Here is a 19,984-nt window from a genome sequence, read left to right as displayed (position 1 = left end):
TTTCCGCTAGCGCCGCCCGTTTCCGGCACGGCGGACAAGCATTTACGCAGGCGTCCCGCATTTTTCGGCACGCGGCACGTATACGAATTAAAATCCTTGGTTTTTGCCATAACGACAGTGCGCCGCCAAGACAGCGCACGCAGACGAGACTAGGCACCGCCATGAAAATAGATGAAAAAATGGAAGTAGCAGGCAGCGATCCGGCGGAGCGTTTCAGTGAAGGGCCGCGCTTGCTGGCCGACATTGGCGGCACCAACGCCCGCTTCGTGCTCGAAACGCGCCAGGGCCACCTGGAAGCGGTCGCCGTACTGCCCTGCGACGACTACGCTTCGCTGCTCGACGCCATCACCGCCTATATGGATAGCAGCGAGGCGCGCGCCGCCGGTTCGGCGCGCGTGCGCCATGCGGCCATCGCCATCGCCAATCCCATCGACGACGACAATATCCGCATGATGAACCATCACTGGTTCTTCTCGATCGAGGCCATGCGCGCTACGCTGGGCCTCGACACCCTGCTGGTGGTGAATGACTTCACGGCGCTGGCCATGGCCCTGCCCTATCTGCGGCCCGACCAGCGCCTGCAGATCGGCGGCGGCATGGCGCGTGCCGACAGCGTCATCGGCCTGCTCGGTTCGGGCACGGGCCTGGGCGTGTCGGGCATGATCCCCGCCGAAGACCGCTGGATCGCGCTGGGCAGCGAAGGGGGCCACGTCAGCTTCGCGCCCTGCGACCAGCGCGAGATGGACGTGCTGTCCTTCGCCTGGCGCGAACTGTCGCACGTCTCGGCCGAACGCCTCGCTTCCGGGCGCGGCCTGGAACTGATCTACCGCGCCCTGTCCGAGCGCGCCGGCAAGCCCGATGCGCTGCCGCTGCTGGCCGCCGAAATCACCAGCCGCGCCCTGAACAATGAATGCGACGTGTGCCTCGAAGCGGTGGACTGCTTCTGCGCCATCCTCGGCTCCATCGCCGGCAATGTGGCCATGACCCTGGGCGCGCTGGGCGGCATCTATATAGGCGGGGGCATCGTGCCGCGCCTGGGGCCCCTGTTTGAACAGTCGCAGTTCCGCGCCCGCTTCGAGCAAAAGGGCCGCCTGAACGAATACCTCGCGCAGATTCCCACCTTTCTGATCACGGCCGAACTGCCGACTTTCCTCGGCATCGCCGCCATCCTCGCGCAAAAGCTCAAGCGCGCCCACTCCGGCGCGCCCGTGCTCGAATCCGTGCGCCAGGCGCGCGGCAGGATGAGCCCCTCGGAATGCAAGGTGGCCGACTGGGTGTTGAAGGAGCCGAACGCCATGCTGACCCTGCCGATTGCCGAAATCGCCCAGCGCGTCGGCGTGAGCCAGCCGACCGTGATGCGCTTTTGCCGCTCGATCGGCGTGCAGGGCCTGGCCGACTTCAAATTGAAGCTGGCGTCCGGCCTGACGGGCGGCGCCATCACGGTGGCCCACTGCCACGTGGAGATATCGGATTCCGACGCCGAACTGGCGCGCAAGGTGCTGGGCAATAACGCCTCGGCCGCGCTGGCCCTGCGCGACATGCTCGACGTCAAAGCGCTGACGGCCGCCATCGAACTGCTGCGCGGCGCGCAGCGCGTGGAATTGCTGGCCGTGGGCAGCGCCCGCGTGGTGGCCGACGACATGCAGCACAAATTGCTCAACCTGGGCATCGTCAGCAGCTTCTTTGCCGACCCGCAGGCGCAGGAAATGAGCGCCGCCATGCTGAAACCAGGCGACGTGGCGCTGGTCATTTCCCGTTCCGGCGCCCTGCCCGACCTGCTGCGCACCGTCAAGGTGGCGCAGGGCTGCGGCGCGCGCGTGCTGGCGATTACGGCCAGCGGTTCGCCGCTGGCCAAGCTGGCCGACGTGCTGCTGACCTTGAACCACCCGGAAGGCAACCTCAATTTCGTGCCCATGATCGTGCGCCTGCTGCAGCTGATGATGCTCGATATTTTGTCCGTCGGACTGGCGCGGCGCGACACGGCGCAGCGCACCAGCGCCGCCGAACTGGAAGAGGGGCAATTGCACGGCATGCGCATCAGCGGCAAGCTGAAATTCGGTGGCCACCTCGAATAAGGCGGCGCACGCCGCCCCCACCTCCTCCGACGCCGCCAGCGGTGCCACCGTGCACGACGTGGCGCGCGTGGCCGGCGTGTCGGCCATGACGGTGTCGCGCGTGATCAACGGGCGCGCCAGCGTCAGCGCGGCCACGCGCGACAAGGTCGAGGCGGCGATCGCCAGCCTGCACTACCAGCCCAACCTTGCGGCCAGGGCGGCGCGCACGGGCACCCTGCGCATCGGCCTGTTGTACAGCAATCCGAGCGCGGCCTTCCTCAGCGAATTTTTAGTTGGCGCCATGGATCAATGCCGCCAGGGCGGCGGCCAGCTGCTGCTGGAACGCTGCGAAGACCTGGACAGCCAGCGCGCCGGCATCGATTGCCTGGTGGCGGCCGGCGTGGACGGCATCCTCGTGCCGCCGCCCCTGTGCGATTCGCCGGAAGTGCTGGCGCAGCTGAACCGGATGGGCATCCCCGCCATCGCCGTGGCCACGGCGCGCCCCTCGCCCGGCGTTTCGGCCGTACGCATCGACGATTACGAGGGCGCGCTAGCCATGACGCGCCATTTGCTCGCGCTGGGCCACCGCGACATCGGCTTCATCGAGGGCGATCCGGCGCACACGCCCGCCCTGCTGCGCCGCCAGGCTTTCGAGGACGCCATGCGGGAAGCGGGTTTGCGGGTAGCGCCGCACAGAGTGGTGCAAGGTTACTTTACGTATCGTTCGGGTCTCGACGCGGCGCGCCAGCTGCTGGCGCAAGCACCGCACCCCAGCGCCATCTTCGCCAGCAACGACGACATGGCCGCCGCCACCCTGGCCGTGGCGCACGGCATGGGCTTGCAGGTACCGGCGCAATTGAGCGTGTGCGGCTTCGACGACACGCCCGTCGCCACCACGGTCTGGCCCGAGCTGAGCACCATCCACCAGCCCATCGCCGACATGGCCCGCGCCGCCGTCAATCTCGTCATCGACGAAATCCGCCAGCGCCGCGCCGGAGAGACGGTGCCCGCCACGCATCATTTGATGGCGTTTACCTTGATGGCGCGGGCGTCGACGGGGGAATGTGCTCCGGTCGGGCACATTCCGGTCGCAAAGTGACTGCCCCCACCAACCCGTCGAGCGCCCCTTAGCGCACCACCGTGCGCTGCACCAGCGACTCCACCAGTTCCACCGAAGGGGGAGCGCCGCCGGCCGCCAGGCAGGCGCCCGCGCCCGCCGCGACGGCAAAGCGCAAATGCTGGCCGCCATCGGCCTCGGGCCGGTACATCAGGCTGTACAGCAAGCCGCCGATGCTGGCGTCACCCGCCCCCACCGAATCGACCACCTCGATGACGGGCGGCGCCGCCTGCCATGTCTGCTCGCCCCGGTACAGCGCCGCGCCTTGCGCGCCGCGCGTATACAAATACGTGGCTTGCGGATTCCAGCTGCGCAGCATGGCAAACGCGCCATCGATGTCATCATGGCGGAACAGGCCCGCCAGGTCTTCGTCCGACACCTTGATCACGTCGGCCAGCTGCGTCATGCGGCGCAAGGTGGCGTCGTAGCGTTCATCCATCATGATGCGGAAATTCGGGTCGTAGCTGATCTTCACGCCAGCCGCCTTCAATTCCTGAGCCAGCGCCACCAGCTTGCCCGCCAGCGGTTCGCGCGCCAGGCTGATGCCGCCGAAATGCACCCACTGCGCCCCCTGCATCCAGCCGGCCGGCAGGAGCGACGCGTCGAAATGCAGGTCGGCGCTGTCGTCGCCGATGAAGTAATAGGTAGGCGGATGCAGTTCATGCACGATGGCCAGCAGCGGCGACTTCGCATGGCGCTGCAGGAAGCGCATGTCCAGGCCCGCCGCCCCGGTCGCCTGCGCCAGAGCGTCGCCGAAGACGTCCAGGCTGACGCCGCCCGCAAAGGCGCTGGGCACGCCCAGGCGCGCCATCACGCGCGCCACGTTCCAGGTCGAACCGCCCACCTGGCTGTTCCAGGAGTCGGCGCCCGTGCGCAGCATGTCCGTCAGCGCTTCGCCGGCCGACACAAAGCGTGGGAAATTGGCGGCGCTCATACTGCACCGCCGATCACGTTCAGCACTTCATAGCAAGCGCCCATGGTGTGGTAATCGGTCTTGCCGGCCGGGCTTTTCTCGTTGCTGATTTTTTGATTTTCAGGCGTCAGGATGCGGTACCAGGCGCCGTGTTCATGGTCGACGAAGTGCGTCCAGCTGTAGTCCCAGATCTTGTCGTAGCTATGCCAGTAAGCCTCGTCGCCCGTGCGCACGGCCAGCACGGCGGCCGCCGCGAAGCTTTCCGCCTGCACCCAGAAGTATTTGTCGCCGTCGCAGATCTCGTCCTGCGGGCCGAAACCGTAGTGGATGCCGCCATGTTCGCCATCCCAGGCCTTGGCCAGCGCCGTGTCGTACAGGGCGCGCGCACGCGGCAGCAGCCAGTCCGATGGGCCGGCCATGAACCGGCTGTGGCGCTCCATGATCAACAGCAGCTTGGCCCATTCCGTGAAATGGCCGGGCTGGTAGCCCCACGGACGGAAGATATTGCTCTTGTCGTGCAGGTTATAGTCCCAGTCGATCGACCAGTCGGGCTTGTAGTGCTCCCAGATCATGCTGTTCGCCAGACCCGCCTGACGGACCGTGATGTTGTGCGCCAGGGTTTCGGCGCGGTGCAGATATCTCGCTTCGCCCGTCGCCTCGAACGCGGCCAGCATGGCTTCGCAAGCGTGCATATTGGCGTTCTGACCCCGGTAGCCGTCCAGAGTGGACCAGTCGGCACTGGCCACGTCCGCATACAGGCCGTGTCCGGGCAGCCAGAAGCGCTGCTCCATCAATTCGAAGGTCTCGTCCAGATACGCGCGCGCTTCCGTCACGCCAGCTTGCAAGGCATGCGCATAGGCCAGCAGCACGAAAGCCAGGCCGTAGCAGTGATTGGCGCCGTCTTCCACCGTCTTGACGCCGTCTTTCCAGGACAGTTGCCAGGCGTAGCCGCCCGTGGCCGGGTCGCGGTGCACGTCGCGCAGGAAGGCCACGCCGTGGCGCAGGGCCGCCTGGTAAGCGTCATCGCCGAAGTGGCGGTACGCCATGGCGTAATTGAAGATGAAGCGCGTGCTGCTGACCAGGTGACGCGTACTGGCGTCGTACACCGTGCCGTCATCGAGGAAGAAGTGATAAAAGCCGCCGCTCGGGTCAAACGCGCGCGGGTGATAAAAGTGCATCGTGTGCTGGATATGCTTTTCGAGCATGTCCCTGGAGCGGAAATCGGGATTCATGGGTCTCTCATGATATTGTTATCGATAACAATGATGATAGCATGCCGTCCCCGCGCCGTCATGCCCGCTCAGGGAGTCTTGGCCAGCCTGAGTTTTTCGCGCCACAGGGCCGCCTGCGCGGGGTCGGCCGCCTGTTCCAGCTCGCCCCTATCGTACACCTTGACCAGCCGTTCGATGGCTTCCAGGTCGCCCTGCTTCGCCGCCAGCAGGTACAGCGCGAAGGGCTTGGGCGCCGGCCCTTGCCGGGTCGGGCCGCCCCGGCCCTGCTCCAGCAGCCGCGCGAAACCCGTCTGGCCGGGCGGACTTTTGGCGATGGCGGCCATTTCATACCAGCCCAGGGCCGCCTCGTCGCTCTGCGGCGCGCCCTGCCCCACTTCATACGAGTACGCCACATTGTTCAAACCGGAGGGATCGAGCGCCTTGGCCGCCCGCATGTACCAGGTGAATGCCTGCTTGCGCTGCGCCTCGTCCTGCGCCGTCATCATCAGGCGGTAGCCGATTTCATTGTAGGCGGGGATGAAGCCGTTTTCCGCATAGAACTTCAGCCAGTGCAGCGCGTGCGCCTGTTCTTCCGGGTTGCTGCGGATATTTTCATAGTGCATGGCCAGCGTGAAGTTGGCCAGTTCCACGCCTTGCGCGGCACCCTTGCGCGACCAGTATTCGCCCAGCTTGCGGTCGACGGCCATGCCCTGCCCCAGCGTGTAGGCCACGCCCAGGAAAGCCTGCGCCGGGCCATAGCCGCCTGCGGCCGATTTCCGCATCCACGCCAGGCCGGCGTCGACGTCGCGCGGCGTGCCTTCGCCGCCGTGCAGCATCTGCGCCAGCTCCAGCTGGGCAGCCGCATCTCCCCCTTCCGCGGCCAGGCGCGCCTTCCCGAAGGCGGCGACCTTGTCCGGCGACAGGTCGGCAGGACGGTCGACCACGGCCCGCACCCTTGCGCGCATGTCATCGAGGCCGGACATATCGAATTCGACCAGCGCCGGATGCTGGCGCGGTGCGTTGGTGGACGCTGGCTGCGCCAGCACGCTCTGCGCCAGGGCCAAGCTCAATACCAACAGGATGGTCTTCATTTGTTTTCCTTCTCTGCCAGCTTGCCGCGCCATTCGGCCGCGTCTTCGGCATTCGCCTGTTCTCCCAGTTCGCCTTTGACGTACACCTCGATCATGCGCCGCATGGCGGGCACGTCGCCGCTCCATCCGGCCCGCTCGTACCAGACCAGGGCCCACTTGTCCGACTGCGCCACGCCCAAGCCCAGTTCATGTGCGCGGGCCAGGTTGCGCATGCCAGCCGGCTCCTTTTCACGCGCCGATCTGTAATACCAGTGGAAAGCCTCGCCGCGATCTTGTTCATCGACGGCTGCGCGCATCAGGTGCTCGCCCAGCGCATTGTAGGCGGGCACAAAGTGCTGCTCGTTCGCCGCCGCCTTCAGCCAGGTGATGGCCAGCGCCTGCTCTTCAGCACTGCTGTCGCCATCGATGTATTCCATCGCCAGGATGGTTTGCGCCTCTGCATCGCCCTGCGCCACGCCCCGGCGCAGCCAGTATTCGCCCTGCACGCGGTCGATGGGCACCTTGCCGCCCAAGGTGTAGGCCACCCCCATGGCCGCCTGCGCCGGCGCATAGCCGCCTTCGGCCGACTTGCGTATCCAGGCCATCGACTGTGACGTATCTTGCGGCGTGCCGACGCCCAGCTGCAGCATGCGCGCCAGGTCCAGCTGCGCCTCCACGTCGCCCGCTTCGGCCGCGCGCCGTGCCTGCTCAAATTCGGCGATGCTTTCCGGGCTATGGCTAGCCGCATCCGCCCTGACCTTGATGGCGAGCAGCTGCAGGTCGAGCAAGGTAGGAGGGGTCTGGGCCAGGAGCGGCAACGGCAGCAGGAAAGGAATCAGCAAGAGGAGTTTCTTGGGCATGCGAAGGTGTCGGGAAGAAGAAAACACGCATGGTAGCCGATGCCATGCCAGACAGGCGCGCACTGCACAAGAAGTTTGACAGGGCAAGCCGGCAGGCTTACATTGCACGAGCCCACCACTTACACAGGAATGCCATGAACCGCCTCGCCACAACCGCCTTGACCCTGCTGCTCGCCGCAGCCTCCGTGGGCGCCAGCGCCGCCGACACCCAGCTGGCCGGCTGCGCCGCCAAGCGCGAAAGCATCCGCAGCGAATTGCACCAGGCGCAGGAACAGGGCCTGTCCGACAAGGTCGCGGGCCTGACGCGCGCGCTCGACGAAGTCAACGCCCACTGCCGCGACAGTACCCTGATCGAGCGCCACAACAAGAAAATCGTCAAGGCGCAAGCGAAGGTGAACCAGACGGAGCGTTCGCTGCGCCTGGCCCAGGAAGCGAACAAGGAGCCGAAGAAGATCGCCAAGCTGGAAGGCAAGCTGGAAAAAGCCAGGGCCGAGTTGGCGGCCCTGCAGGCGCAACAGCCTTAAGCCTTCTCGCCCAGCAGTTGATAAATGCTGGAAAAATCCAGCGCGCCCGCCCCTGCCTTGCTGTGCAAACTATATAGGTTGCGCGACAAGGCGCCCAGCGGCACGCTCGCTCCGCTGGCCAGCGCGCTTTCCACGGCCAGCCCCAGGTCTTTCAGCATCAAATCGACGCCGAAGCCGCCCGTGTAGCCGCGCGACGCGGGCACGTTCTCGGCCACGCCCGGACATGGGTTGTACACCTCCAGGGTCCAGTTGCGGCCCGAGCTTTTCGCCATCACGTCCGACACCACCTTCGGGTCCAGACCATTGGCCACGCCCAGGCGTATCGCTTCGCTGGTGCCGATCATGAGTATCCCCAGCAGCATGTTGTTACAGATCTTGACCGTCTGGCCGCAACCTGAGCCGCCCGCGTGAAAAATCGCCTTGCCCATGACGTCCAGGTAAGGCCGCGCCGCCGCCAGCGCGGCTTCTTCACCGCCCACCATGAAGGTCAGGGTGCCGTTGGTGGCGCCCGCCGTGCCGCCCGACACGGGCGCGTCCAGCATCGGCATGCCCTTGTCCTGCGCCGCGCGGCCCACCTGGCGCGCCGCTTCGGTGGAAATCGTCGAACAGTCGATCAGCAGGGTGCCGGGCCGCGCCTGCGCCAAAATACCCGCGTCCCCAAGGTAGGCTCCCAGCACGTGGCGGCTGGCCGGCAGCATCGTGATGACGATGTCGGCCTGGCCGATCGCCGCCGCCTGGTCATCGGAGACCAGGCCGCCGCCGTCGGCGAATTGCCGCACGCTGGCCGGCAGCAAGTCGAAACCCGTCACCGCATGGCCGGCCCGCACGAGGTTCTGCGCCATGGGCAAGCCCATGTTGCCCAGGCCGATGAAAACGATATTGGTGCTCATCGCCGCCTCCTTACTTCATCGAAATGGTGGTATTGACGCCGCTGCCGCCGTCGTCCGGGGCGAACCAGCGCGCCGTGACGGTCTTGGTCTGCGTCCAGAAGTACAAGGCTTGCTTGCCGTTCGGCCCCAGATCGCCCAGCTTCGACGCGCGCGACCCCGTGAAGCTGAAGTAGGCGACGGGCACGGGAATGGCCACGTTGATGCCCACCTGCCCTACGTCGATTTCGTTCTGGAACTTGCGCCCCGCCCAGCCGGACGAAGTGAAGATCGAGGTGCCGTTGCCGTTCGGGTTGGCGTTGATGAAGGCGATGGCCTGGTCCAGGGTGTCCGTCTCCACCACGCACATGGCGGGGCCGAAGATTTCCTGCGTGTAGACGGAATTCGACGCTGCCACCTTCGAGAAAATCGTCGGTCCCATGAAATTGCCGCCTTCGTAGCCGGCCACCTTGTGGCCGCGGCCGTCGAGCAGCAGCTGCGCGCCTTCGTCCACGCCCGCCTGGATCAGCTTTTCCGCCCGCTGCATGGCTGCTTTCGACACCATCGGCCCCAGGTCGGCATCGCGGTCGCTGCCCGGCCCCACTTTCAGGGCCTGCGAGCGGGCGACGATTTCCGGCAGCCAGGAGCGCGCCTCGCCCACCAGCACGACGACGGAATTGGCCATGCAGCGCTGGCCGGCCGCGCCGAAGGCGGCGCCGATCAGGTTATTGATCGCCTGTTCCTTGTTGGCGTCGGCCAGCACGACACAATGGTTTTTCGCGCCCATCATCGATTGCGCGCGCTTGCCCGATTCGCTGGCGCGGCGGTACACATGCGTGCCCACGTGGGTGGAACCGATGAAGGAGACGGCCTTGATGTCGGGATGGTCGCACATCATGTTGACGACGTCGGCGCCGCCATGCACGACGTTCAGCACGCCGGCCGGCAAGCCCGCCTGGTACATCAGTTCGACCAGATACATGGTCGAGGACGGGTCCTGCTCGGACGGTTTCAAGACAAACGTATTGCCGCAGGCGATGGCAATCGGGAACATGAAACACGGCAGCATGACGGGGAAGTTGAAGGCCGTGATGCCGGCGCCCACGCCCAGCGGCTGGTAGATATTGTAGACATCGACACCCGTGGCCGCGTTTTCCGCGATTTCGCCCAGCTGCAGGGTGGCGATCGAGCACGCGTGTTCCACCACTTCCAGGCCGCGCATGACCTCCCCTTCCGCGTCGGGCAAGGTCTTGCCATGCTCGCGCGTGATCAGTTCGGCCAGGGCGACTATGTTTTCGCGGATCAGGTGCTGGTACTTGAGCATGATGCGCATGCGCGCCGCCAGCGGGGTATTGCGCCAGGTTTTAAAGGCTTCCTTAGCCGTGGCGACGGCCAGATTGACTTCGTCGGGCGTGGAAAACGGCACCTTGGCGACGATTTCCTGCGTCGCCGGGTTGACGACGTCGCGCCATTCGCTGCTGGTCGAGGCGTGGTGCTTGCCGCCGATGTGCAGGGGGATGGCGGGGACCGGGGTGACTGCGTGAGTGAGGGCTTGGTTCATTTGAGGCTCCATTAATTCGATACGCGAAAGTCGCGTCACAGCAGCGGAAATCTGGGGTCAGACCCGGCGGGTCTGACCCCGGCACTCTGCTGATCCGCCGAAAATTATTTCTTGACCAGGTTGCACGCTGCCGCATCCATCGGCTTGAAGGCCTGGTCGGCGGGGATGGTCGACAGCACTTTCAGGTAATCCCACGCGCCTTTGGATTCGGCCGGGGTTTTGACCTGCACCAGGTACATGTCGTGGATCACGCGGCCGTCGGGGCGGATGGAAGCGTTGTTCATGACGGCATCCTTGATGGGCAGCTCGCGCATCTTCTGGGCGACGACCTTCGAATCGTCGCTTTTCGCCGCCGCCACCGATTTCAGGTAGTGGTAGACGCTGGAATACACGCCCGCCTGCACCATGGTCGGCTTGGCGCCCTTGTTGAGCGCTTCAAAGCGTTTCGCAAACGCGCGGCTGCGGTCATCGTAATCCCAGTAAAAGCCGTCCGCGTAGACGAGGCCCTGGGCCGTTTCCAGCCCCAGTGCATGCACGTCGGAGAGGAACACCAGCAAGGCGGCCAGGCGCTGGTCCTTGCCGCTGCCGATGCGGAATTCGCGCGCCTGCTTGATGGCCGATACCGTGTCGGCGCCGCCGTTGGCCAGGCCGATCACCTGCGCTTTTGACCCTTGCGCCTGCACCAGGAAGGACGAGAAATCCGATGCGTTCAGCGGATGGCGCACGGCGCCCAGCACCGTGCCGCCGTTACGCTTGACGACTTCGCTGGCATCCTTTTCCAGCGAATGGCCGAAGGCATAGTCGACGGTGACGAAGTACCACGATTTCTGCCCCAGTTTTGTCAGCGCCGCTGCCGTGCCGGCCGCCTGCGAATACGTGTCGAACATCCAGTGGAAGCCGTTCGGCGAGCAGTCTTCATTGGTCAGGCGTCCCGTGGCCGGGCCGCTGAACATGGCGATGCCGCCCTTTTCTTTCATGAGCTTTTGCACGGACAGGGCCACCGAGGAATTGGTCAGATCGGCGATGGCGTCGACCTTGTCGCGGTCTATCCATTCGCGCGCCTTGGAGGCGGCGATGTCGGCCTTGTTCAAATGGTCGGCCGACAGGATTTCAATCTTCATACCCTTGCATTCCGCTTTCAGGCAATCCTCGACGGCCATCTGGCTGGCGACGACGGAGCCGCGCCCGCCCATGGCCGAATACGGCCCGGACATGTCGGTCAGGATGCCCACCTTGACGACGCCATCGGAAATTTGCGCGTGCGCGCCGGTGAAAGACAGGGAAAGCGCCAGCGCGCCCATGGCCAGAACGGTTTTTTTCATGCGTGTCTCCTGAGGGGTGAGGGTTTTTCTTATATGTATATCTGCATTCTGCATGTGTAAAAATATGCACTCAAGTGAAATTAATGCATAATTCCTTTGCATAAATGCACAAGGAGAACAAAGTGCTCGATTGGGACAATGTACGGGTCTTCCTGGAACTAACGCGCAGCGCCGGCCTCGTCGATGCGGCGAAAAAGCTGGGCATCGACCATTCCACCGTGTCGCGGCGCATGCGCAAGTTCGAGGAGCAAGTGGGCACGCAGCTGTTCGACCGCAACTACGTGGGTTACCAGCTGACGCCCGAAGGCCACCGCCTGATGGAATACGCGGAAGCCATGGAAAGCACGGTGTTTGCCGCCACCGAGGAACTGGGCGAACACAATCGCCTGCTGTCGGGCCAGGTGCGCCTGGGCGCTACCGAGGGCTTCGGCGCCATCGTGCTGGCGCCCCACCTGGCGCAGTTTTGCAGCCGCTACCCGCACATCAGCGTGGACCTGATCGCCGTGCCCCGTTTCGTCAGCCTGTCCAAGCGCGAAGCGGACGTGGCCATTTCCATCGAGCGCCCCCTGTCCGGGCCGTATGTCGTGACCAAGCTGTCCGACTACCGCCTGAAACTGTACGCCACGCCAGCCTACCTGGCGCGCCACGCGCCGATCACCAGCGTGGCGCAGCTGGCGCAGCACCCGATCATCGGCTACGTGGACGACCTGGTCTTCAGCGCGGAGCTGCGCTACATGGACAACGTGGCGCCCGATTCCCTGCGCGCGTTTCGCAGCACCAGCGTCATTGCCCAGTACCACGCGGCGCGCGCGGGCCAGGCGCTGGCGATCCTGCCCTGCTTCGTGGCGCAGCAGTCGAATGAACTGGTGCCCGTGCTCGATGGCGAGATCGACCTGCTGCGCGCCTTCTGGATGATCTCGCCGAGCGAGCGGCGCAACATCGCCCGGGTCAGTGCCCTGTGGAACTACCTGCGCACAGCCATCGACCTCAATCACGCCTACCTGATGGGCGAAACGGCCACGCCCAGCTGGCCAAGCTGACTGCGCGCTACACTGTCGCCACAGACTAATTAAAGGAGGATGCCATGCTGATGGATGCAAACCAGGCCGTTTTGGTTATTGTCGACCTGCAAGGCCGCTTGATGCCGGCCATCCACGATGCCGGCCTCGTGCTGGCGCAAAACCTGCGCCTGGCGAAGATCGCCCGCCTGCTCGACGTGCCCGTGCTGGGCACGGAACAGAACCGCCAGGGGCTGGGGCCGAACGTGGAAGAGATCGCCGCCCTGTGCGAACGGACCTTGCACAAGACGCATTTCGGCGCCTGTTCTGATGGCTTGCAGGACATGCTACCCGCCGGGCGCGGACAGATCGTCGTCACCGGTTGCGAAGCGCATGTGTGCATGCTGCAGACGGCCATCGGCCTGCTGGAAGGCGGCTATGAGGTCATCATCGCCATCGACGCCGTCGGTTCGCGCCAGGCCGCCAGCCGCGACGCGGCACTGGCCCGCCTGGACAAGCTGGGCGCCCACCTGGTGACTGTCGAGATGCTGGCCTTCGAATGGTTGCGCGACTGCAAGCATCCGCGTTTCCGCGAAGTGCTGGCGCTGATTAAATAATACGCGAGGTTTAAGCCAGATCAAGCCCTTCGGCGGCCCATTTGCTAGCTTGGTAACAGCGCCGCCATTGCGAGCGGCGTGCCGTCCATCTCAGCAAGGGAACCATCATGGCCTATATCCTGCGAGGCAAGCTGTGCGGCTTGATCTGCGCCGAGTGTCCTGAAGCCTTATCCCACGTCATCGTGCGCCTGTACCGGCCGCGCGCGTCGCAAAACGTCACGGCGCTGGCCGTGGCCAGCGCCAAGGAAACCTTCGCCATCCTCACCGATGAAGAAGTGCAGGCGAAGGCCCCCTTCCTGCTGGCCGAAACGCGCACGGATGACGATGGCAACTACAGTTTTACCCTGGCGGGCGATTACCAGGGCGAGGCTGTCGAAGTCGATATCCTGTGCCCTACCGTGCCGCATCTGAAGCCGGGGCCGAAAGACCCCGTGCCGCTGCAGTTTTCCATCACCACGCTCCAGCCGCGCTGGCGCCAGGCCGACAATGATTTCCTCGCCGTCTGGGACTATTGCCTGCCGCAACGCTTCTGGTGCCTGGTGCGCGCCCGCTTCGGCGCCTGGACCATCTGCGGCCGGCTGCGCACCTGCGATGCGCCGCATGCGCCGATCTCCGGCGCCACCGTGCGGGCGTTCGACGCCGACTGGCTGCAGGACGACGCGCTGGGCCAGGCGATCACCGATGCCGGTGGACGCTTCCGCATCGATTACCTGACGTCCGACTTCACCTTGACGCCCTTCTCGCCCTTCATCAATGTGGAGTTCGCCAGCGGCCCCGACGTGTATTTCACGGCGCAGCTGGGCAGCGTGACCATCCTGGCGGAAACGCAGGCCAACGGCCGCCAGCCGGGCCGGGAAAACGTGGGCCACTGTTTCTGCGTGGAATTGTGCTCGAAAGAAGTCTTGCCGCCCGACGTGGAAGGCGTGCCGCACTGGCAGCAGGTGGAAATCTTCGACATCCACCCGTTTCCCTCGCTGGCGGGCTTTTCCCCGCAAGGCTATGCGGGCGGCGCGGGCGCCTCGTATGTCTTCGCCGGCGGCGTCACCCTGAAGGGCAATTGTCCGCTGCGCAACAGCGCCATCCCCGCCAACCCGCTCGAATACCGCTTCCTGATCGGCGAATGGTCCTGGCCCGGCGGCACGGACGACCCCACGGCGCTGCCCACGGTGGCGCCGGCCAGCCTGGCGCCGTTGACGCAAGTGCTGGGCACGCATGTCGGTTATGTGTTTTATACGAATGGACTGGGCCTCGCCGATTCGGCGCCCGTCATCGTCGATGCGGGCGATCTGCAAGCGGGCGGCTGGATACGGGTGGACGGCAAGCCCGTCACGGTGGACATGCGCGACGGCACGACGGCCATCGTCAACGTAGCGCCCAACATCTTCCTGCGCACGTTTGATTTGCTGACGGTGAACACGCCGGCCATCACCAGCCTGCATCCGGCCAAGCTGCCGGGCGGCTTGCCCATCCTCGATGCAGGCCGCAGCCTGACGGCGGCCGAAAGCGAACCGATACGCCGCTACCGCCTGGGCTTCGAGGTGCGCGACGGCATCAGCCTGGCGCAGGTGGCGACGGACGGACTCGACTCCATCGTCTTCGACAACTCGCCCGTCATCGTGGCGCTGGACCTGGAAGAGCTGCGCAGCAATGCCTGCAACCCCATCGCGGGCGGCCTCGTGCATATCCTGTACACGATCGACCATCCGCATTTGCGCTTCTTCAATATCACGATATCCAACAACAACGGCATCCAGCATCCGCCGCCACCGCTGCCGGCCGCCAGCTTTACCCCACCGCCGCCACCGAGCAACTATCTGTTCCGCGGCGGAGCGGGCGGACCGCATTTATCGGGCAACAATGGCGGCTTCCCCGTCAACGTGGCGCTCGATCCTCCGTGCGCCTACCGCGTGGCGATTTCGTGGCAGACGCGGCATTACCTGGCGTCCAGCCACAGCATCGACAGGCTGTACTGCAAGTAGGCGTTGGCAAGCAAGCGTCATTCAGAAATAACGTACCCACGCCTGCCGCGACGTGCGCTTGTAATGGGCGAACGCGCGGCAGGGAAAGTACAGCACGGGCATCAGGGCCAGCGCGATCAGCCACACTTGCCAGATGTGCTCGACGCCATACCGGGCACCGTGGTTGGCGCCCAGCACGGCTGTCAAGGCGAGACCGATGGCCAGCAGCAGGTATAAATGCAGCAGATAGTAAAACATGGGCGCGCCGCCAAAGGTGGCGCACGCCCGCGTGAACCAGTTGTCGACGCTTTCCAGCCAGGCCAGGCCCAGCAAGCCCAGGCCCAGGGTGAACAGCAGGAAATCCAGCGACGGCGGATACTTGGTGAAGTTCAGCACGCTCATGGCCGTGCGCAAGGCCGTGTCGCCCGCCACCCACGGCAAGGTTTCGCCGTAGATATTCAAACCGCGCAGCAGGCCCAAGAGCAGCAAGCTGCCGGCACCCAGCGCCAGCAACAGGCGGCGCCGTCCTTCGACAGACCGGCCGCGCGCATACAGAGGTCCGGCCGCATAGCCGAGCACGATCACGCCTATCCATGGCAGCAGCGGATAGCTGACCTTGATCTTCATGGCGCCGTCCGCCACCAGGTAACCCCGTTGCAGCAGCACCGTCAGCGCGTAATAGGCAAAGCTGCCCTCTTCCGCGCGCAAGCCGGTCAACAGATGCTGGCCCGCGATGATCGCCACGCCCAGCAGCGCCAGCACCTTCAATGGCAGCCGGTGCAGCACGGCCAGCGCCATCATGGCCAGGCCGATGACCCAGATCACCTGCAAATACAGCACGGCCGGCGGAAACGCCCCGCTCCAGGCGAAGTTGACGAACACCAGTTCCAGCAGCACCAGCAGCAAGCCCCGCTTGAACAAAAAACCGCTGGCGCTGCGGGGCCCGGCCGCCGGATGCGCGTACAGCCAGGCGGACAGACCCGTCAGAAAGACGAACATGGGCGCGCACACGTGGGCCGCCAGGCGCGTGAAGAACAGGGCCGGATCGACGCTGGCCGCCTCCATCGGGTCGCTCACCTGGTGGTGCAGGAAGACCGTTTCGCGCACATGGTCGAACAGCATGATCAGCATGACGAGGCCGCGCATGACGTCGATGACGGCGATGCGGACGCGCAGGGTAGCAGAAGAAGTCGATGTCATGGTGATAGCTTAAAAACGGTAATGCGCATTCAGGGTCAGCGTGCGCTCGGCCCCCGGCGCCACCCACAGCTGACTATAGGAACTCGCATAGTAGCTGCGGTTGAAGAGGTTTTCCACGTTCAAGGCCAGGCGCAGTTTGGCGTTGGGCGAATACGAGGCCAGCAATTTGGCCGTCGTGTAGGCCGGCAAGGTAAAACTGCTGCTGACGGCGACGTCGCCCAGGCGCTCGCCCACGTACTGCACGCCGCCGCCCACGCTGGCCGTGCCCGTACCCAGCGCGAACTGCTGCGTGGCGAGGACATTGGCGCTGTGGCGCGGCACGTTGGCGAAGCGGCTGCCCGTCACGATCGTATTGTCGCCGCGCGTGACGCTGGCGTCCGTATAAGCATAGGCGCCCGAAACGCGCAAGCCGCGCGCCACTTCGCCGGACACGTCGAGCTCAAGGCCACGGCTGCCCACCTCGCCCGCCGCGATGGCGAAGTCCGTGTTGGCGGGATTTGTCGTCAGCACATTGCGCTTGCGGATGTCGTACACGGCCACGGTGCCTGTCAGCTTGCCCGTTTCCAGCTTCGCACCCAGCTCATACGAGCGGCTGCGCTCGGCCGGGAAAGCCTGGTTGGCGATGCTGATGCCGCTGTTGGGCCGGAAGCCCTTCGCCGCGCTCGCATACAAGGACCACATTTTCGACGGCTGGTAGACGAGTCCCGCGCGGGGGCTGGTGGCCGACAGCGACTGGCGGTTGCTGACATTCAGGCGCCTGTTCGTCACGTCCTGCGTGTAGCTATCGTGGCGCACGCCGACCAGCGCCTTCCACTGCGCACCCAGGTCGACCTGATCCTGCGCATACAGGCCGCGCGCCCGTTGCCCTTCCTGCGTATCGATGGACAGGGCCAGCGGATCGGCCTTGCCGCCATACGCGGGATGGAAGATATCGATGGCATAGGCATTTGCTGCCGAGGGATTGCGCCGCAGCTGCACCCGGTGGTCGTCGAAATGATAGGCGTCGACACCGGCCAGCACTTCGTGCGCCAGGCCCCCCGTCCTGAACTTGCCCAGCAACTCGACGCGGGCCGACGCGTCGGTGGCCGAAAAATCGCGGTGGCGGCGCTGGCGGTTCAGGGTGCGGCCATCGGCCAGCAGCTTGTTCGCCTCGGTCGAATAGCCGGTCAGTTCGCTGTCGCGGTAAGAAACGCCCGCCTGCACCGTCCAGTCGTCGGACAGCGCGTGGTGGAGGAACAGCTGCTGCCCCAGCGACTTGACCGTCATGGGACCGTCGCCCGGTTCGCCCAGGAAGCGCGAGACGGGGACAAGTCCCAGCTGGCCATGCACGGCCACCACGCCCCGGTCGAACGGCGCGCGCTGCCGCACGGCTTCGATTTCATACGACACGGTCGTGTGTTCGCCCAGCAGCCAGAGGAACGAAGGCGAAAACAGGCTGCGTTCGACCTTCAAGGTATCGCGGAAGCTGTGCCCCTCTTCATGCGCCGCATTGAGGCGGTAGGCGATAGTGCCGCTCAACGGCCCCGTCAAGTCGGCGGCGGCGCGGCGCGTCTGGAAACTGCCAAGTGAAAAATCCACGCCATATTCGGGCGTGAATTTCGGCTTTTTCGTCGTGATGTTCACCGTGCCGCCCGGCTCGCCCCGGCCGTACAGGGCCGAAGCGGGGCCTTTCAGCACCTCCACCGCCTGCGTATTACCGCCGTCGCGCATGCCGTTGTAGCCGCGGCTGGAACTGAAACCGTTGACCATGTAGTCGGAACCGAAATTCGGGTCGCCCGTGAAGCCGCGCATGGCATAGCTGTCCCACAGGCCGCCCAGCGGGCTTTGCTTCGCAATGCCGCTGGCCAGGTCCAGCGCGCCAGCCAGGGTCGTCACGCCCGCGTCGCGCAGCAAGTCGCCGGTCAGCACGCGCACGCTTTGCGGCAAGTCCATCAGCAAGGCATCCGTCTTGGTGGCGCCCGTGGCCGACAGGCTGCGGTAGTGCTGGCGCTCCGCGCTGACGGTGACGACATCCAGCGCAGCGGGCTTGTCGGCGGCAGGGTCAGCCGCCAGCACCAGGGGAGAGGCGGCGGCAAGCAAAAGCGCCACGGGGCGGCGGTAAAACACGGACATGGGATTCCTGACAATGGGCAATTCAATGCAATAGGCTTGCATTATAATTGATAATCAATTCTCATTAAAGATTTCATGGAAAATCTGCGCCAAGAACTCCACGGACACCTGCACCTTGGCCGTGGGCGTGACGACCGTTCACATCGGCGTAACGGTGTCTGGCAGCGCGCGGCAAGCTGGTGGTGGATGTGGCCGGCTGAACGCCGGCTTGTTACTGGCAGGTGGAAGCGTTAATATGCAAGGATATACTTGCATATCAAGATGAGGCCGGGCATGCGTGAAAAACTGGAAAAACTGCTGGCGCAGGGGCGCGACAACGCCCTGCTGCGCTTTGGCCTGGGAGATGCTTACCTGAAAGAGCATGACGCACAGCAAGCGGCCCTGCACCTGGCGCAAGCCACCGTGCAGCAACCGGGCTATTCCGCCGCCTGGAAGCTGCTGGGCAAGGCCTTGCACCAGCTGGGCCGGCTGGATGACGCGCAAGCCGCCTGGACCACCGGTATGACGGTGGCCCAACAGCAAGGCGACTTGCAAGCCGTCAAGGAAATGACGGTGTTCCTGAAACGCCTGCAAAAACAGCAGCAGGCGGCACAGTAAAAACGGCTTAGTGCGCGTGCGCCGCGCCCTTCGCGTCAAGAGGCAGCGCCTCGCCCCGCTCCTTCGCCAGGCGCTTGGCCAGCAAGCCGCCCGCTTCGGCCGCATAGGCGTGGCAGGCGCTGGCGTCGATCAGGGGATTGTCCGTGCCGCTACGCCTGGAGGCCTTGCCCAGCACGTCCGTCGTGCCCGGATGCACGGGGATGATGATGTCGCATGGCAAGGCCGCCACCTTGGCGATGCTCGCTTCGAACGAGGCTGAGATGTCAGGCGTGCCACCCTTGCCCGCGCCCTTGCCCGTATAGCGGAAATCGCCGCTCGCATACGGGTTCAGGCTGTCCGCATACACGACGTCCAGGCAGCGGTCGCCTTCGCACGAGGTCCACGTCCACGTCGTGCCGCCCGGCGTGTGGCCTGGCGTCATGTGGGCCGTCAAGGTCAACGGTCCGACCTTGACGGTATCGCCCTCGCCCACCAGGCTGACCTTGCGCACCTTGGCGACGTGCACGACGGGATTGGCCTGGTACTGCGGATCGTCCTTGCCATTCGTGCCGCTTTGCAGGCCAAGGGCGCCCGAGGCGCTGGCCATCACGGTGGCGCCGCTGGCCCTTTGCAACGCGGCAATGCCGCCCGCATGGTCCCAATGGGCATGCGAATTGAGGATGACTTTCACGTCCTCGATGCGAAAACCCAGCGCCTGGATATTCGCGATGATCAGGGACGCCGATTGCGGCAGCGCGCCGTCGAGCAGGATATGGCCCTGCGGACTCGTCACCAGCACGGCGGACAGGCCGGCCGTGCCCACATACCAGGTATTGCCAAAGACATTGAACGGCTTGACGGGCGCGTTCCATTCCTTGCAACTATCACAATTAACAGGTTTATCCTGCACCGGTGCGGGCGTCTTCGCCTGCACTGCGCCAGCCGCCATGGTCGCAACCGTAGCCAGCATCAACTTCGCCAATAGTGTCATCTTCATCTCCAGAGTGTCAAAAAGAAGGGCGCCC

At 65.0% G+C, this 19,984-nt stretch carries 17 protein-coding genes; 7 read left to right on the top strand and 10 right to left on the bottom strand.

Going from position 1 to position 19,984, the window contains the following annotated elements; translation table 11 throughout:
• Window positions 1-161 precede the first annotated feature (161 nt).
• Entirely contained in the window at window positions 162-2,075 is a 1,914-nt protein-coding gene (locus VPH40_RS25305; protein ID WP_099380657.1) for a glucokinase, read from the top strand.
• Window positions 2,059-3,153, top strand: a complete 1,095-nt coding sequence (locus tag VPH40_RS25300) for a LacI family DNA-binding transcriptional regulator (protein ID WP_328574838.1) — start codon at window positions 2,059-2,061, stop codon at window positions 3,151-3,153. Before VPH40_RS25305 ends, VPH40_RS25300 begins: the two co-directional genes overlap by 17 nt.
• Window positions 3,154-3,181: 28 nt before the next feature.
• Here VPH40_RS25300 and VPH40_RS25295 read toward each other — a convergent pair whose 3' ends face one another.
• From VPH40_RS25295 to VPH40_RS25280, 4 genes are all read right to left on the bottom strand, one after another.
• Window positions 3,182-4,105 carry a carbohydrate kinase family protein gene (locus VPH40_RS25295; protein WP_328574837.1) on the bottom strand — a complete coding sequence of 308 codons (924 nt, stop codon included), beginning with the start codon at window positions 4,103-4,105 and terminating at the stop codon, window positions 3,182-3,184.
• Complete coding sequence (locus tag VPH40_RS25290) at window positions 4,102-5,316, bottom strand: AGE family epimerase/isomerase (RefSeq protein ID WP_305061562.1); 1,215 nt, start codon at window positions 5,314-5,316, stop codon at window positions 4,102-4,104. Before VPH40_RS25290 ends, VPH40_RS25295 begins: the two co-directional genes overlap by 4 nt.
• Before the next feature lie 68 nt (window positions 5,317-5,384).
• Window positions 5,385-6,386 (bottom strand): tetratricopeptide repeat protein, encoded by a 1,002-nt coding sequence (locus tag VPH40_RS25285; protein WP_328574836.1) that lies wholly within the window; start codon window positions 6,384-6,386, stop codon window positions 5,385-5,387.
• Entirely contained in the window at window positions 6,383-7,225 is an 843-nt protein-coding gene (locus VPH40_RS25280; protein WP_328574835.1) for a tetratricopeptide repeat protein, read from the bottom strand. Before VPH40_RS25280 ends, VPH40_RS25285 begins: the two co-directional genes overlap by 4 nt.
• A gap of 134 nt (window positions 7,226-7,359) precedes the next feature.
• Between VPH40_RS25280 and VPH40_RS25275 the strand changes: the two genes are divergently transcribed.
• On the top strand, window positions 7,360-7,749 hold the full coding sequence (locus VPH40_RS25275; RefSeq protein WP_180278561.1) for a DUF1090 family protein: 390 nt from the start codon (window positions 7,360-7,362) through the stop codon (window positions 7,747-7,749).
• Here VPH40_RS25275 and mmsB read toward each other — a convergent pair.
• From mmsB to VPH40_RS25260, 3 genes are all read right to left on the bottom strand, one after another.
• Complete coding sequence (gene mmsB / locus VPH40_RS25270) at window positions 7,746-8,639, bottom strand: 3-hydroxyisobutyrate dehydrogenase (RefSeq protein WP_328574834.1); 894 nt, start codon at window positions 8,637-8,639, stop codon at window positions 7,746-7,748. The two genes, VPH40_RS25275 and mmsB, sit on opposite strands and share 4 nt — an antisense overlap.
• Before the next feature lie 10 nt (window positions 8,640-8,649).
• The gene (locus VPH40_RS25265; protein WP_328574833.1) at window positions 8,650-10,176 is read right to left on the bottom strand and encodes a CoA-acylating methylmalonate-semialdehyde dehydrogenase; all 1,527 of its coding nucleotides are present in this window, start codon (window positions 10,174-10,176) and stop codon (window positions 8,650-8,652) included.
• Window positions 10,177-10,280: 104 nt separating this feature from the next.
• Window positions 10,281-11,498 carry an ABC transporter substrate-binding protein gene (locus tag VPH40_RS25260; RefSeq protein WP_305053171.1) on the bottom strand — a complete coding sequence of 406 codons (1,218 nt, stop codon included), beginning with the start codon at window positions 11,496-11,498 and terminating at the stop codon, window positions 10,281-10,283.
• 122 nt (window positions 11,499-11,620) lie between these two features.
• Here VPH40_RS25260 and VPH40_RS25255 point away from each other — a divergent pair, with 122 nt between their 5' ends.
• The 3 genes from VPH40_RS25255 (at window position 11,621) to VPH40_RS25245 (ending at window position 15,092) form a co-directional block, all read left to right on the top strand.
• On the top strand, window positions 11,621-12,538 hold the full coding sequence (locus tag VPH40_RS25255) for a LysR family transcriptional regulator (protein WP_305061559.1): 918 nt from the start codon (window positions 11,621-11,623) through the stop codon (window positions 12,536-12,538).
• Between the two features lie 44 nt (window positions 12,539-12,582).
• Entirely contained in the window at window positions 12,583-13,113 is a 531-nt protein-coding gene (locus tag VPH40_RS25250; RefSeq protein ID WP_328574832.1) for an isochorismatase family protein, read from the top strand.
• A 107-nt stretch (window positions 13,114-13,220) separates the two neighbouring features.
• Complete coding sequence (locus VPH40_RS25245; RefSeq protein WP_328574831.1) at window positions 13,221-15,092, top strand: hypothetical protein; 1,872 nt, start codon at window positions 13,221-13,223, stop codon at window positions 15,090-15,092.
• A gap of 21 nt (window positions 15,093-15,113) precedes the next feature.
• Here the strand turns inward: VPH40_RS25245 and VPH40_RS25240 are convergent, their stop codons facing one another.
• Window positions 15,114-16,271, bottom strand: a complete 1,158-nt coding sequence (locus VPH40_RS25240) for a DUF1624 domain-containing protein (RefSeq protein ID WP_328574830.1) — start codon at window positions 16,269-16,271, stop codon at window positions 15,114-15,116.
• A 9-nt stretch (window positions 16,272-16,280) separates the two neighbouring features.
• Entirely contained in the window at window positions 16,281-18,383 is a 2,103-nt protein-coding gene (locus VPH40_RS25235) for a TonB-dependent siderophore receptor (protein ID WP_328574829.1), read from the bottom strand.
• A gap of 273 nt (window positions 18,384-18,656) precedes the next feature.
• Here VPH40_RS25235 and VPH40_RS25230 point away from each other — a divergent pair, with 273 nt between their 5' ends.
• Window positions 18,657-18,980, top strand: coding sequence for a tetratricopeptide repeat protein (locus VPH40_RS25230; RefSeq protein WP_328574828.1), 324 nt, complete (start codon window positions 18,657-18,659; stop codon window positions 18,978-18,980).
• A 7-nt stretch (window positions 18,981-18,987) separates the two neighbouring features.
• Here VPH40_RS25230 and bla read toward each other — a convergent pair whose 3' ends face one another.
• Entirely contained in the window at window positions 18,988-19,929 is a 942-nt protein-coding gene (gene bla, locus VPH40_RS25225) for a subclass B3 metallo-beta-lactamase (protein ID WP_328574827.1), read from the bottom strand.
• Window positions 19,930-19,984 lie beyond the last annotated feature (55 nt).

Origin of the sequence: Janthinobacterium sp. P210005 (assembly GCF_036231865.1) — a bacterium.
In the GTDB taxonomy this organism is placed as follows: Bacteria; Pseudomonadota; Gammaproteobacteria; order Burkholderiales; family Burkholderiaceae_D; genus Janthinobacterium; species Janthinobacterium kumbetense.
Note: the sequence above shows the minus strand (reverse complement) of the source record. Positions and strands in the feature narration are given on the sequence as shown.

What these genes read in the sequence shown, in the direction of transcription:
- VPH40_RS25305 (WP_099380657.1), top strand. Translation starts at nt 162, where the DNA reads ATGAAAATAGATGAAAAAATGGAAGTAGCAGGCAGCGATCCGGCGGAG.
- VPH40_RS25295 (WP_328574837.1), bottom strand. Translation starts at nt 4,105, where the DNA reads ATGAGCGCCGCCAATTTCCCACGCTTTGTGTCGGCCGGCGAAGCGCTG.
- VPH40_RS25290 (WP_305061562.1), bottom strand. Translation starts at nt 5,316, where the DNA reads ATGAATCCCGATTTCCGCTCCAGGGACATGCTCGAAAAGCATATCCAG.
- VPH40_RS25285 (WP_328574836.1), bottom strand. Translation starts at nt 6,386, where the DNA reads ATGAAGACCATCCTGTTGGTATTGAGCTTGGCCCTGGCGCAGAGCGTG.
- VPH40_RS25280 (WP_328574835.1), bottom strand. Translation starts at nt 7,225, where the DNA reads ATGCCCAAGAAACTCCTCTTGCTGATTCCTTTCCTGCTGCCGTTGCCG.
- VPH40_RS25275 (WP_180278561.1), top strand. Translation starts at nt 7,360, where the DNA reads ATGAACCGCCTCGCCACAACCGCCTTGACCCTGCTGCTCGCCGCAGCC.
- mmsB (WP_328574834.1), bottom strand. Translation starts at nt 8,639, where the DNA reads ATGAGCACCAATATCGTTTTCATCGGCCTGGGCAACATGGGCTTGCCC.
- VPH40_RS25265 (WP_328574833.1), bottom strand. Translation starts at nt 10,176, where the DNA reads ATGAACCAAGCCCTCACTCACGCAGTCACCCCGGTCCCCGCCATCCCC.
- VPH40_RS25260 (WP_305053171.1), bottom strand. Translation starts at nt 11,498, where the DNA reads ATGAAAAAAACCGTTCTGGCCATGGGCGCGCTGGCGCTTTCCCTGTCT.
- VPH40_RS25250 (WP_328574832.1), top strand. Translation starts at nt 12,583, where the DNA reads ATGCTGATGGATGCAAACCAGGCCGTTTTGGTTATTGTCGACCTGCAA.
- VPH40_RS25245 (WP_328574831.1), top strand. Translation starts at nt 13,221, where the DNA reads ATGGCCTATATCCTGCGAGGCAAGCTGTGCGGCTTGATCTGCGCCGAG.
- VPH40_RS25240 (WP_328574830.1), bottom strand. Translation starts at nt 16,271, where the DNA reads ATGACATCGACTTCTTCTGCTACCCTGCGCGTCCGCATCGCCGTCATC.
- VPH40_RS25235 (WP_328574829.1), bottom strand. Translation starts at nt 18,383, where the DNA reads ATGTCCGTGTTTTACCGCCGCCCCGTGGCGCTTTTGCTTGCCGCCGCC.
- VPH40_RS25230 (WP_328574828.1), top strand. Translation starts at nt 18,657, where the DNA reads ATGCGTGAAAAACTGGAAAAACTGCTGGCGCAGGGGCGCGACAACGCC.
- bla (WP_328574827.1), bottom strand. Translation starts at nt 19,929, where the DNA reads ATGCTGGCTACGGTTGCGACCATGGCGGCTGGCGCAGTGCAGGCGAAG.